The organism is Novosphingobium malaysiense, assembly GCF_000802225.1.
GTDB classification, from domain to species: Bacteria; Pseudomonadota; Alphaproteobacteria; order Sphingomonadales; family Sphingomonadaceae; genus Novosphingobium; species Novosphingobium malaysiense.
The window spans coordinates 971338-983683 of record NZ_JTDI01000001.1; the positions used below are offsets into that span (position 1 = coordinate 971338).

Genomic DNA, 12346 nt, shown 5'->3' on the forward strand with positions numbered 1-12346 from the left:
GGTGCCTTTCACCGGCCCCGAATCCGATCGCCTCTCGATCCGCGAACTTTACGAGGGCTATGCCGACGGCGCAGCGCGAATCGACCGCCAGGCCTGGCTCGCCGCCTATGCCGATGACGCCCGCTGGCGTTCCCCTTACTTCGACATCGAAGGGATCGCCGCGATCGGCGCCATGTTCGACGATATCATGGCCGACGTCGTCGATGTCACCATCGACATCCGGCTCGGCGCCCTGCAGATCGAAGGCGACGAAGCGACCGCGCGGCTCTACCAGAGCGAAAGCCTGCTCTACGCGGACGGATCGACCTGGGATCTGGTCGGCTGGTACGAGGATCTGCTGGAACGGCGCGGCGGGCGCTGGTGGTTCGTCGACCGCACCTATTCGCTCAAGCGCGAGGTCCGTCCCGATCTGCCCGGCGCGGCTTTTACCGGAGGTGCGCGCGACCGCATGGCCATACGCGAACTGATGGAATGCTACGCCGACGCATCGTCGCGTATGGACAAGCAGCAGTGGCTCGATTGCTGGACCGAGAATTGCGTCTGGCACACCACCGCAGGCGAGGTGGTCGGCAAGGAGGCCTTGTCCGAGCGTTGGGATCAGCTGTTTGCAGTGATGGACGCCATGGCCTTCTTCGCCGTGCCCGGCGCCATCCACGTGGCCGGGAACACTGCAACCGCACGATGCCACGTACGCGAGATTGCGCGCATCGAGGGGACGGTCCGCAAATTTTCGGCCTGGTATGACGATACACTGGTGAAGCAGGACGGGCGCTGGCGGTTCGCGCGCCGCACCTATGCGATGAATATCGCCGAATAAGGCAGATCTGGCAATGTCCTGCCGGCAGTGCGCACAAAAATGGGCCCGGCAGTCTGGGGAAACCCGCCGGGCCCGAGGACCTGCTTGGTTAGGGCAGGCCGGTTAGGTTTGTTTTTATTAACGCAGCAGCGACAGCACGTTCTGCTGGCTCTGGTTGGCCTGGGCCAGCATCGCGGTCGAAGCCTGCGAGAGGATCTGTGCCTTCGCCATCGCCGTCGTTTCCGAAGAATAATCGGCGTCTTCGATACGCGAACGTGCATCGGACAGGTTCGTCACGTTGTTGGTCAGCGTGTTGATCGCCGATTCGAGACGGTTCTGGCCGGCACCCAGCGAAGCGCGGGTGGCGTTGACGTCCTTGAGCGCCAGGTCGACGTTGTCGATCGTGGTGGAAGCCGCCGTGTTCGTCGACACGTCGAGCGCCGAAGCCGAGATGTTGGTGCCGTCGATCGCGGTGGAGGTCAGGGCGATCGTCTCGCCCGAGTTCGCACCGGTCTGGATGTCGAAGGTGACGTCGGTGCCCGAAGTGGTCGAGAACAGCGCGTTGCCGTTGAACTTGGTCTGCGACAGCACGTCGCCGATCTGGCTGGTAAGTGCGGACACTTCCGACTGCATCGCGGCGCGGTCGGAGTCCTGGTAGGTGCCCGACGACGACTGGACGGCCAGTTCGCGAACGCGCTGCATCATGTTGGTGACTTCCGACAGAGCGCCGTCGGCGGTCTGAGCCAGCGAGATGCCGTCGTTGGCGTTACGGATGCCCTGGCTCATGCCCTTGATCGACGAAGTCATCGAGGTGGCAATGGCAAGACCCGCGGCGTCGTCCTTCGAACCGTTGATGCGCTTGCCGGTGGAGAGACGCTCCATGACCGTGCTCTGCATCTTGCTGGCCGAATTCGAGGCGTTCATCGCCTTGATGGCGCCGATGTTGGTATTGATAACTGACATGTAAAAGCTCCCGTTAGGTGTCCCGAAACTCGGGCAACCTGGCCGGCCCATCCGGCACGGCTGCCACAGCATAGACCGGCAACGAACCGGCAAAGTTAAGCCGCTTTCTTGCCGGTTGTTTGCCGGATGCCCTGCAGAGCGTTGCCGCGTAACGGCAAAAATAGGTGTTAATACGGGGCCTTAAATTTCCAATCTCTTGGCCGTTAGGGCCCGATAAGCACCCTCGGAACTGGTTAATTCCACTGGGGGAAATCGAGACATGGCCGCTCTGGCTCTTAACGATAAATTTGTGCGCCAGCATGGGTCGCTGGTCAATCGCGCGGGGGCAATCGCGACGTCGCTGTTCGACTGCAGCGCCATCGACTTGCGCGACACCGCCGACGCTTCACCGCTACATTCGGGGGCACGCACCGTGCGCCTGACCCGGGGCCAGGTCCCCGCGCTGCGTCGTCATGGCGCCGAGGAGATCGCCCTGACTTACGGCGATCCGGTCAGCGAAGCATCGCTCGCCATGCTTCTCGCGGCCATGGCCGGCCCGGAAGATCCGATCGCCGCCGATCCGGAGAGCCTGTCGATCTTCGCGCTGGCCGAACGTCTGGCGACGAGCGACATCCCGGTCCTCATCAATGGGCCGACCGGGACCGGCAAGGAAGTGCTCAGCCGCTTCATCCACACCCGCAGCGATCGCAGCGACGGACCGTTTATTGCCGTCAACTGCGCGGCAATGCCCGAAGCCATGCTCGAGGCGATGCTGTTCGGCCATCAGAAAGGTGCCTTCACCGGCGCGACCCAGGCAAGCGAAGGCTTCATGCGCGCTGCCGACGGCGGCACCCTGCTGCTCGACGAAATCGCGGAAATGCCGCTTCAGCTTCAGGCCAAGCTGCTGCGCGCGCTGCAGGAACAGGAAGTCGTTCCCATCGGCGCGACTCACCCGATCAAGGTTGACGTGCGGGTAATCGCTTGCGCCAACCGCGATCTGCCGGCCGAAGTCGCCGAAGGCCGTTTCCGCGCTGACCTCTACTATCGTCTCAACGTCTTCCCGCTGACGCTTCGCCCGCTGCGCGAACGTCCCGACGACATCGCCCCCCTCGCCTTTGCGATGGCCCTGCGCCACGCTCCCGATCCGGCCCGCGTCCCGGTTCTTGGCGAAGGCGCGCTGGCCATGCTCAAGCTGCACCAGTGGCCGGGCAACGTTCGCGAGCTGGAAAACGTGATGCGCCGCGCCCTGCTTCTGGCTCACGGCAGCGAAACGATCCTGCCCGAGCACATCGTTTTCGACAGCCCGGCCCGCCTCGTCACCGCACCCGCGCCGACCAGCATGGAAGCCCTGGCCGCCGAAGCGCCGCGTCGTCTTTCGAGCGTCGTGCAGATCTCCGAAGCCCGCGCGATCATGGAAACGCTCGAGGCTTGTGGTGGCAACCGTGGCCGCGCCGCCCGCGAACTGGGCATTTCGGAGCGTACCCTGCGCTATCGCCTCGCCTCGCTGCGTGAGGCCGGCATTGAGATCAGCCGCACTGCGGTCGGTGGCCGGCGATGAGCGGGGTCTCAGGCATCGGCGGTGGCGCCGGTGGCATCCAGCAGATCATGCAGATGCGCCAGCAGATCATTCAGCGCAACGATCTGCTCAAGAACCTGCATTCCACGCAGGGCGCGGATGCTGCTGCCGCCGCTAACGGCCCTGCCGAGGCGCAAGGCCCGGCCCAGGGCTTCGCCGACACGCTCAAGAATGCTCTCGACGGCGTGAATTCGGTCCAGTCCAAGGCCGCCGACATCACCGACGCATACCAGCGCGGCGAAGTTACCGACGTCGCCAAGGTCATGCTCGCCCGTCAGGAAGCCGGCGTCGCTTTCGAAGCGACCCTGCAAGTACGCAACAAACTGCTGTCCGCCTATCAGGACATCATGAGAATGGGGGTCTGATAGACCATGTCCGATCTCGTTCCCGCTACACCGGACGGCGCGCCGGGATCTGCCCTTCCCGCGCCGACCTCGATGTTCGCTCCGTTCACTGATCCGGACGGCGGCACCATCCTCACGCGCCTTTCCGCGTTCACGGCACAGCCCGCCGTGAAAAAGATGCTGCCCGCCTTCATCGGTCTGTCGGCAGTCGGCAGCGCCCTGCTGGTCTGGAGCGCCATGTCGCCCGATCCGCAACGCACACTCTATTCCCAACTCGATGACAGCGACCGCGCCGGCGTGGCCGCTGCGCTCGACCAGGCGTCGATCGACTATTCCATCGACAACACCACCGGCGCCCTGACCGTCGCGGAGAGTGACTATTACAAGGCTCGCATGCTGGTGGCGTCGAACGGCACGCTGGCAACCCCGGCAAGCGGCGACGACGTGCTCGACAAGCTGCCGATGGGCGCAAGCCGAACGTTGGAAGGCGAGCGGTTGCGTTCGGCGCGCGAACACGACCTTCAGCTTACCATCGGCGAGATCGACGGCGTCGCCTCGGTTCGCGTCCACCTTGCCGAAGGCGAGAAGTCGGTTTTCGTGCGCGAGAATGTACCGCCGTCCGCCTCGGTCATGGTGCGCATGAAGGCAGGGCGCCAGCTTAGCGAGAGCCAGGTTTCCGCCATCGTCAATCTCGTCGCCGGCTCGGTGCCGGGCCTCTCCCCCGATGCCGTACGCGTGGTCAACCAGCATGGTAGATTGCTGTCCGAAGCGGGCGGGGTCGATTCCGACCGGCTGGACCTGCAGGCGCGGATGGAAAGCAAGCTGCGCGAACAGGTTTCCCAGCTGCTGCGCCCGGTCCTGGGTGAAGGCAATTTCACGTCCGAAATCCAGGTCGAGCTCAACATGGACGAGGTCACCTCGGCCCGCGAGAGCTACGACAAGGACGGCGTCGTCCGGTCCGAGACGGAACAGCAGTCGCAGACCACCGGCGCCTCGCAGGCTGCTACCGGCATTCCCGGCGTGCTTGCGAACACGCCGCCGACGAAGACCCAGGCCGCGCCCGGTGCGCCGCAGGGGACGCAGCCGGCATCGCCTGCCGCCACCCCGCCAACCAGCGGAGAATCGTCCTCCAGCCGGACCTACGAGCTGGGCCGCGAAGTCTCCGTGTCTAGCAGCGGACCCGGCTCGGTGAAGCGCCTGTCGGTGGCCGTCGCGATCAGCGCCGATGCGATGGAGGGTTCGAAACCGCAGGATCTCAAGGACCTTGAGGCGCTGGTCAGCGCCGCCGTGGGGGCCAATCCGCAACGCGGCGACCAGATCAAGGTCGTGACCCGGAGCTTCGAGCCGAATGCAATGAGCCCCGTCGCCTTCTACGAGACCGCATGGTTCGCCATGTTGGTACGCAACGGCGCGGCCGTGCTGGCGGTTCTGCTGGTCCTGATGCTCGGCGTTCGTCCGATGGTGAAAGCTCTGCGCGGTGACAAGCCGGCCAAGGCGAAGAAGGCCAAGAAGGGCAAGGACGACGCCGAGGATGAAGACGGCGTGACGGAAGCATCGGACGAAGTCCCTGCGCTCGGTGCGGATGGCGTGCCCGTTCGCGGCGCGTTGCCCAACCGCGGCAATGGCGACGTCGATGTCGAGATCAACCGCGCCGATCTGCTGACCCGTCAGCTCGACCTCGCCCAGCGCCTCGTTTCCGAACAACCGGCCAGTGCCGTCGCCGCGTTGCGCCAGATGCTCAATGAGCCGCCCGTAGAGGACGAGCCCAAGCAGGAAGCCGCCTGATGACCGAAGTCGTACCTCTGCGCGCTGCAGACAGCGCAGCCGTGATGATGATGCTGCTTGGCGAAGACCAGACGGCAACCATCCTCTCGGAGCTCGAGCCCGAAGAACTGCGGATGCTTGGCGAAAAGATGTGCGCACTGGGCGAGATAAGCCCGGAAGTCATCGCTCAGGCCATTACCGGCTTCGTCGAGAAGACCGAAAAACTCGGACTCGTCGCGCATGATCGTGTCGGCCAGGTGCGGACGATGATGAGCCGCGCCATCGGCGAGGTGAAGACCGAGAACATGATGCGCCGCATCGTGCCGGAGGAACCGACAAAGAACTCGACGCTCGAACTTGCACGCTGGCTTACGCCGGAAGCGCTTGTGCCGCTGGTCAAGGACGAGCACCCACAGGCGATCGCCGTGCTGCTGGTCCAGCTCGACCCCGAAGTCGCCGCCGAAGTGCTCCACTCCCTCCCGCCGGAAACGCAGCCGGCCGTCATTCACCGCATCGCCACGCTGGGCCCGGTTTCGCCTTCGGCACTCGAAATGCTGGACGAACTGCTCAACCAGCGCATCGCCGAGGCCCATGGCCAGCGGCCGCTGCAGATCGGCGGCGCGCGCGAAGCGGCGGACATCATCAACGGCACCGGCAAGGCGACCGAGAAGCGGATCATGAGCGAACTCAACAAGCTCGACAAACCGCTGGCCAAGAAGATCGAGGAGGAGATGTTCAAGTTCGAGCACCTCTTCGTGCTCGAACCGATGGCGATGGGCGCCCTGCTGCGAGACGTTCCCAGCGATACCCTGATCGACGCCCTCAAGGGCATCGGCGAAGACGAACGCGAATTCTTCTTCCGGGCGATGTCGAGCCGCGCCGCCGACGGCGTGAAGGACGAAATCGCCGCGCGTGGCCGCACCAAGCTGGCCGACGTGGTCTCGGCGCAGAAGGAAATCGTGGCCATCGCCCGCAAGCTGGCGGCAGACGGCACGATCGTGTTCGGATCGGGCGACGACGATTATGTCTGACCTGGGATTTTCCGTCTCGGGACAGGGCTTCAGTCTGGTCGAGGCGCTATCGCGCCCGCGCGGCTTCACGCCCGACCGGCGCTTCGGCGGCGAATTGCCGGCCTCCGAACCCGAGCCCGAACCGGAACCCGAGCCCGCCGAGACCGAACCCGAAGCGCCCGACCCCCTCGCCGAGGCCTATACCGAAGGCTTTGCAGCGGGATATGAGCAGGCACGGGCCGAAGCCGAGGCCAAGGCAGCCGAAGATGCGGCCGCCTTCGAAGGGCTCAAGCTGGCCTTCGCCCGGCTCGATTCCACGCTTGAAGCAGAACTGCGGCTGCGCCTGCGCGACACCGTGTCCGCGCTTTGCGAAGCCGCGATCGCGCCGCTTGCGATCGACGAGGACGCACTCATGCGCCGCGTGACCTGCGCGGTATCGATGCTTGCCCGCGCCGACGACGAGCGCGTGATCCGCATCCACCCCGAGGACCTCCAGTTGATCTCGAAGCGCCTGTCCGACGAATGGCAGGTGCAGCCCGACGCGACGCTCGAACGTGGCACGATCCGCATCGAAAGCGAGAACGGCGGCGTTGAAGATGGGCCCGCAACCTGGCGTCTCGCCATTGCCGAGGCCATGCACCAATGCTGAAGCTGTGGGATTCCATTCTCGGCGATCTTGGCCAGGAGCAGATCGATCTTGCCCCGCGCCGGTTCGGACGCGTGTCTGCCTGCGACGGCGGCCTGCTCGAAGTGAGCGGTCTGTCGGTGCCGGTGGGCGCCATCTGCCGCATCGCCCAGGGCCGCGATCTTTCGCTTTCCGCCGAAGTCATCGGCTTCCGCAACGGCAAGACCATGATGATGCTCCTGGGCGATACCATCATGCTGCGCCCCGGAGCGCGCGTATGCCCCGAAGGACGACCCGGGATGCTTCCGGTTGGCGAAGCCTTCCTGGGGCGTGCCGTCGACGGGGAAGGTTTGCCGATCGACGGCGGCCCGGCCATTCATTCGCACATGGAATGGCCCGCCGGCGGCGTTCGTACCTCTGCGCTCGACAGAAGCCCGGTGCGCGAAACGTTCGATACCGGCGTGCGCGCGCTCAATGCACTGACCACGTTCGGCATCGGCCAGCGCATTGGCGTGATGGCCGGGTCGGGTGTCGGCAAATCGGTACTGATCGACATGATCGCGCGCGGTTCGAGCGCCGACATCGTCATTGTCGGTCTGATCGGCGAGCGCGCGCGCGAAGTCTCCGATTTCGTCGAGCGGCACATGAACGCCGAGAAGAAGGACAAGACGGTCGTCGTCGCGGTCCCGGCCGACCATGCGCCCAACCTTCGCCTGCGCGGCGCGATGCTGGCCACCTCGATGGCCGAACACTTTCGCGCGCGGGGCAAGAAGGTCCTCCTCATCATGGACAGCCTCACCCGCGTGGCCCACGCGGCGCGCGAGATCGGGCTGCTGCTGGGGGAACCCGGCGCTGCGCGCGGCTATCCGCCAAGCGCGCTGGCCACGATAACCAAGCTCGTCGAGCGCGCAGGCAATTCCGCGGCGACAGGCGGTTCGGTAACCGGCCTCTACACCGTGCTCGCCGACGGCGACAACCAGGATGACCCCGTGGTCGACACGGCGCGATCCATTCTCGACGGCCACATCGTTCTCTCCCGCGATCTGGCCCAGCGTGGCCAGTATCCCGCGGTGGACATCGCGGCATCGCTCAGCCGCGTGATGAACGACATCGTACCACCCGATCACCAGAAGCTCGCTCGCGAGTTCCGTGCACTCACCGCCAGCTACGAAGCCAACAGGGATCTCGTACTGATGGGGGCCTATCGATCGGGCGCCGACCACCAGCTTGACCGCGCCATTGCCATGCACGACCTGCTCACGGCCTTCCTGTGCCAGGCTGCCGGCGAGACGATCAACCTGGATGACAGCGCCGCACAGCTCCACGCGCTGCTGGGGTAGGCGATGCCAGGCCCCGGCATTCCGATTTCCTGCCGTAAGGCAGACCGATGAAGGAAGAGCGCAAGCGCCTTGGCCGCTTGAAGCGGCTGGAGAAAATCCGCTCGATCGCCAAGCAGACGGCGGCAGTGGAAGCCGCGCAGGCCGAAAGCACGCTGACCCAGCTGCGCGCCCTTTCGGACCGCACGCGGCGCATGGCCGCCGATTACGCCAACCGCCGCGAGGCCGACGACGGTGCTGCGCTGCGCCAGGTCGGCCGTTTCGTAAGCGGCCTTCAAGCCATAAGCCGCACCACTGACGGCGATGCCTTGCGCGCGCAGTCGATCGCGGATGCCAAGCAGCGTGAACTGGCCGAGGCCGAACGCCGCCGTGCAGCCATCGAGGAACGTGCCGAACTGCAGGCCCGGCTCATTGCAAAAGCGTCCGAGCAGCCCGTTTTAACCAGCAGAAAGGGATCTGGCACGGGTCTTGAATAGAGTTCTGCAAATCAGAACCAAGGACTCGTTAAGCATGATCCACTCCTCTGTCCCGATGCCTTCCGCCGGCTCTGCACACGCCGCGGGAAAGACGCACGGCACTTCCGCGAATGCCGCGGAAGCGGGCAGTTTTCTGGCAATTCTGGGCAACGCCGGCAACGCCGATGGTGCAGGGGAAGCATCAGCCCCATCCCTTGAAGGCACATTGGCCTCCATCATGTTTCCGGTTGCCGCCGGCAATTCCGGCAAGGCAACCGGCAAGATCTTGCCGGATGCTGCCGGCAAGGTCGCTGCCGATCCCGATATCGACGCCGACGAGCCCTCTTCGGAAGGGTTGGAAGACCAGGCTGGCGCCTCGCTAGCATTCGCGGTCATGCTGCCGCTGCCCGCTCCCGCGCATGCTGCGGCCCAGCACGTGACGACGGGCACTGCCAAGACGTCGCCGCCCGAGGTCCCGTCTGGCATCACTCGCAAGGCGCTCGACGGCCAGCCGCTCTTGGCCAGATCGCTTGCCGAACTGAAGGCGGGCCATGAAGTGGCGGTTGCCGCTTTGCACGTGCAAGTCGCAAAGCCCATCACCATCACCGCAGGCAAGCAGAATACGCCAGCCGCGACTGCCACTGTTCCGGCCGAACTGCCAATCTCGACCGCTAAGACGCCGGGCACGCCGGGTGCCCCGGCCGCGCTTGCAGCACAGCTCGCTACATCGGGCGACGCTGCAAAGGGCCCGCAGGCCCCATCGGCCACACCCGCCGTGCCGGCGGTGAAGCTGGCTCCCATCGAGATCCTTCCGCAGGATGCGGCGCCGGAAGTCGCAGCCGCTACGACCGAGACCATGAAAACCGTCTCGACCACGGCTGCGCAGTTGGCGACGCGCACGCAGCAGCCGCTTTCGAAGCAGGACGGTCAGATCCAGCCGGCGGCAACGCCCGCTAACAAGTCACGCGCACCGGGGCAGGCCGAGGCACCGGCTTCCGCCCTTGTCGGCTCCGACGCCCGGTCCGAGGCCGCTCAGCCCACCGCCACCGCCCCGCTTCCGCTGGTCGCCCAACCGTCCCAGCCGCATGCCGCGCCGGTCGCGAATGTCGCCTCCGCCGCCGCGCCGCAGCCCGTCGAAGGGCCGCAGGACTTTTCCACGCTCGTCTCACGCCTTAACGAAGCGCGCGAGGCGGCCAATCCGCAGGTCGTGCGCACGGCTCTCTCGCATGCCGAGTTCGGCCAGATCTCACTTCAATTCAAGCATGAGCACAACGCCCTGTCCGTTACCATGGCGAACAGCGATCCGGCCTTCACCGGTGCCGTTCATGCCGCCGTGCAAGCCTCGCAGGCAGCCAGCAACCAGAGCCAGGGCGACAACTCGTCGCAACAGCAGCAACAACAGAACCAGGGGTCTTCGGCCAATCAGCACGCAGCCGCCAATGGTGCCGGCGCGGGCATGGGCCAGGGCTCCGGCCAGAATCAACAGGCCCGCGCCGACCAGGCCGGCCAATCCATGAACCGCGGGCAGGCATCGGCAGCCTTTCCGAACGATCAGGAAGCATCCGCTCCGCAACAGTCCCGGGACACGACCCGGCGCAGCGGCGGCGGCATCTTCGCCTGATTGCACGCATACCAGGGGGTATTTCTAGATGAGTGACAAACACGCCAAGGAAGGCAAGGCCAAGAACGGCAAGGGCAAGCTGATGATCATCCTTGTCGCCGTGGGCATGCTCGTGCTCGGTGGCGGCGGCGTCTTCGGCCTCGTGGCTGCAGGCGTGATCGGAGGCGGCCATGCCGCCGAAGTGAAGGAACGCGGCCCGCAGCTCATCCGCAAGGGCGAGGATGATCCCTACATGCCCAAGCCCAGCGGCAAGGACGACGATGGCGAAGCCCTGATGGATGTCGAGGGCGTGGGCGGCGACGAATACCGGACCGCCTATTTCACCTTTTCGGACGACTTCACCTCGAACCTCAGGGATTCCGCAGCGCTGATTCAGACCAGCCTCGCCTGCTCCACCCGGCGCGATGGCCGCGTGCTGATCTGGATGAAGAAGCACGAACTGGCAATTCGCTCGAAGCTGCTGCAGATCCTCGCCGATACGCCCGAAGACGATGTCTACACCATTCCGGGCAAGGAAAAGCTGCAGAAGCGCATGACCGACGCGATCAACAAGGTGTTGATCGAGAAGGAAGGCTTCGGCGGCGTCGACGCCGTCTACTTCCGCACCTTCATCATCCAGTGATCGTTGACGGCTGACCTGCCATGACCCTGCACACCGCCAAATCCGGCCAAGCCCGCAAGGCCAAGCACTGCGCCGAACTGCTCGGCACCGGGCCTTCGCTGGACGAGCTGGTCCCGGCCCTCTCGCTGCTCGGCGAAAAGCTGGCCCGCGTGCTTCCCGGCCACCTGGCCCGTTTCTCGGGCGGTGAACCGCCGCTGGTCCGCATCGGCATGCCGATGGACTGCAACCTGGCCTCGATCCAGGCCGACATCGAAAACCTCGCCTCGCATACGCTCATGGCGGTGGGGGCAGAAGGCCGCCCGATGCTCGCGACTTTCGAGGCCGCCCCGGTCCTGCGCCTGATCGATCGCGCCTTCGGCGGTCGCGGCATCGTGCCCGATCCACTGCCGGAAACCTTTCCGCTTTCGGCGGAACTGCTGCTGACCCGGCTCGAACAGGCGATTGCCGGTGCCCTCACCACGGTATTCGGAGGCGAGCAGGATCACACCGTCCGCCCGCTGCGGCGCGACACGAGCCTGCGCTATCTCAACCCCTTCGACAAGCGCGAGGACCTGCTGCAGCTCTCGCTGGAAGTGGAAGAACCCGGCTTCGATCCCTGGTCTTTCTCGATCGCGTTTCCGCAGGCCACGCTGGCCGCCGCGATCGCGGTGCCGCGCCACCCGGTAAAGCGTCGCGATCCGCAGGCCGCGCCGAACCCGGCCGCCGAGCCGTTCGGTTCGATGCCGGTGCCGGTCACCGCCGTGCTGGTCGACATGACCATCGGCTTCTCGCGCCTCTCGTCTCTCAAGCCCGGCGATGTCCTGCCGGTCGCCGTAGCCCGTTCGGTCCCCTTGCAGGTCGACGGGCGCACCATCGCCACCGGCACCATCGGTGAAGTCGAGGACCGCGTCGCGGTCCAGATCCTCCAAGCATTCTGATACACGGAAAGAGCCAAACCATGACCATGCATCCCCGTGGCCTCGATTTCCTCCGCGACGTCGACGTCCGCCTCTCGGTCGAACTGGGCCGTACCCAGATGAAGCTGAAGGAAGTCCTCGCCCTCGGCCCCGAAAGCCTCGTCGTGCTCGATCGCATGACCGACGAGTTGCTCGACGTTCTCGTCAACGGCAAGCCCATCGCCAAGGGCGAAGTTGTCTCGCACAACGGCCGCTTCGGCCTGCGTATCGTCGAGATGGTCGGTGTGGACGAAACCGCTCCCGAAGAAGCGCCCGTGGCTCTGCCCGAAGGCGACAACGGCGCTCTGGAGGCCTGATC

13 protein-coding genes are annotated in these 12346 nt (G+C 65.4%); 12 read left to right on the top strand and 1 reads right to left on the bottom strand.

Annotation, left to right across the window (positions count from 1 at the left end; all coding sequences use genetic code 11):
• The first annotated feature begins 1 nt into the window (after position 1).
• On the top strand, positions 2–817 hold the full coding sequence (locus LK12_RS23700) for a nuclear transport factor 2 family protein (protein ID WP_052223140.1): 816 nt from the start codon (positions 2–4) through the stop codon (positions 815–817).
• Between the two features lie 117 nt (positions 818–934).
• Here LK12_RS23700 and LK12_RS04300 read toward each other — a convergent pair whose 3' ends face one another.
• Positions 935–1759, bottom strand: coding sequence for a flagellin N-terminal helical domain-containing protein (locus tag LK12_RS04300; RefSeq protein ID WP_039279673.1), 825 nt, complete (start codon positions 1757–1759; stop codon positions 935–937).
• Between the two features lie 259 nt (positions 1760–2018).
• On the opposite strand from LK12_RS04300, the gene LK12_RS04305 reads away from it, so the two are divergent.
• The 11 genes from LK12_RS04305 to fliN are packed head-to-tail and all read left to right on the top strand — an operon-like array spanning position 2019 to position 12344.
• Positions 2019–3296, top strand: coding sequence for a sigma-54 interaction domain-containing protein (locus LK12_RS04305; RefSeq protein ID WP_039279675.1), 1278 nt, complete (start codon positions 2019–2021; stop codon positions 3294–3296).
• Positions 3293–3679 (top strand): flagellar hook-basal body complex protein FliE, encoded by a 387-nt coding sequence (fliE, locus tag LK12_RS04310; protein WP_039279676.1) that lies wholly within the window; start codon positions 3293–3295, stop codon positions 3677–3679. The genes LK12_RS04305 and fliE overlap by 4 nt, the downstream gene beginning before the upstream one ends.
• Positions 3680–3685: 6 nt before the next feature.
• Positions 3686–5443, top strand: a complete 1758-nt coding sequence (gene fliF / locus LK12_RS04315; protein WP_039279678.1) for a flagellar basal-body MS-ring/collar protein FliF — start codon at positions 3686–3688, stop codon at positions 5441–5443.
• Positions 5443–6453: a flagellar motor switch protein FliG gene (gene fliG / locus LK12_RS04320; RefSeq protein WP_039279680.1), complete on the top strand. Its 1011-nt coding sequence runs from the start codon at positions 5443–5445 to the stop codon at positions 6451–6453. The genes fliF and fliG overlap by 1 nt, the downstream gene beginning before the upstream one ends.
• Positions 6446–7081, top strand: coding sequence for a FliH/SctL family protein (locus tag LK12_RS04325; protein WP_039279682.1), 636 nt, complete (start codon positions 6446–6448; stop codon positions 7079–7081). Before fliG ends, LK12_RS04325 begins: the two co-directional genes overlap by 8 nt.
• Positions 7075–8397 (top strand): FliI/YscN family ATPase, encoded by a 1323-nt coding sequence (locus tag LK12_RS04330; protein ID WP_052223141.1) that lies wholly within the window; start codon positions 7075–7077, stop codon positions 8395–8397. The genes LK12_RS04325 and LK12_RS04330 overlap by 7 nt, the downstream gene beginning before the upstream one ends.
• 47 nt (positions 8398–8444) lie before the next feature.
• Positions 8445–8870 (top strand): hypothetical protein, encoded by a 426-nt coding sequence (locus LK12_RS04335; RefSeq protein WP_039279684.1) that lies wholly within the window; start codon positions 8445–8447, stop codon positions 8868–8870.
• A gap of 34 nt (positions 8871–8904) precedes the next feature.
• Positions 8905–10470 carry a hypothetical protein gene (locus LK12_RS04340; protein ID WP_039279686.1) on the top strand — a complete coding sequence of 522 codons (1566 nt, stop codon included), beginning with the start codon at positions 8905–8907 and terminating at the stop codon, positions 10468–10470.
• Positions 10471–10498: 28 nt separating this feature from the next.
• Positions 10499–11092, top strand: coding sequence for a flagellar basal body-associated FliL family protein (locus LK12_RS04345; protein ID WP_039279688.1), 594 nt, complete (start codon positions 10499–10501; stop codon positions 11090–11092).
• 20 nt (positions 11093–11112) lie between these two features.
• On the top strand, positions 11113–12009 hold the full coding sequence (locus tag LK12_RS04350; protein ID WP_052223142.1) for a FliM/FliN family flagellar motor switch protein: 897 nt from the start codon (positions 11113–11115) through the stop codon (positions 12007–12009).
• 20 nt (positions 12010–12029) lie between these two features.
• Positions 12030–12344: a flagellar motor switch protein FliN gene (gene fliN, locus LK12_RS04355; RefSeq protein WP_039279690.1), complete on the top strand. Its 315-nt coding sequence runs from the start codon at positions 12030–12032 to the stop codon at positions 12342–12344.
• Positions 12345–12346 lie beyond the last annotated feature (2 nt).

Coding starts and splice junctions, on each gene's coding strand:
- LK12_RS04300 (WP_039279673.1), bottom strand. CDS start 1,759: ATGTCAGTTATCAATACCAACATCGGCGCCATCAAGGCGATGAACGCC.
- LK12_RS04305 (WP_039279675.1), top strand. CDS start 2,019: ATGGCCGCTCTGGCTCTTAACGATAAATTTGTGCGCCAGCATGGGTCG.
- fliE (WP_039279676.1), top strand. CDS start 3,293: ATGAGCGGGGTCTCAGGCATCGGCGGTGGCGCCGGTGGCATCCAGCAG.
- fliF (WP_039279678.1), top strand. CDS start 3,686: ATGTCCGATCTCGTTCCCGCTACACCGGACGGCGCGCCGGGATCTGCC.
- fliG (WP_039279680.1), top strand. CDS start 5,443: ATGACCGAAGTCGTACCTCTGCGCGCTGCAGACAGCGCAGCCGTGATG.
- LK12_RS04325 (WP_039279682.1), top strand. CDS start 6,446: ATGTCTGACCTGGGATTTTCCGTCTCGGGACAGGGCTTCAGTCTGGTC.
- LK12_RS04330 (WP_052223141.1), top strand. CDS start 7,075: ATGCTGAAGCTGTGGGATTCCATTCTCGGCGATCTTGGCCAGGAGCAG.
- LK12_RS04335 (WP_039279684.1), top strand. CDS start 8,445: ATGAAGGAAGAGCGCAAGCGCCTTGGCCGCTTGAAGCGGCTGGAGAAA.
- LK12_RS04340 (WP_039279686.1), top strand. CDS start 8,905: ATGATCCACTCCTCTGTCCCGATGCCTTCCGCCGGCTCTGCACACGCC.
- LK12_RS04345 (WP_039279688.1), top strand. CDS start 10,499: ATGAGTGACAAACACGCCAAGGAAGGCAAGGCCAAGAACGGCAAGGGC.
- LK12_RS04350 (WP_052223142.1), top strand. CDS start 11,113: ATGACCCTGCACACCGCCAAATCCGGCCAAGCCCGCAAGGCCAAGCAC.
- fliN (WP_039279690.1), top strand. CDS start 12,030: ATGACCATGCATCCCCGTGGCCTCGATTTCCTCCGCGACGTCGACGTC.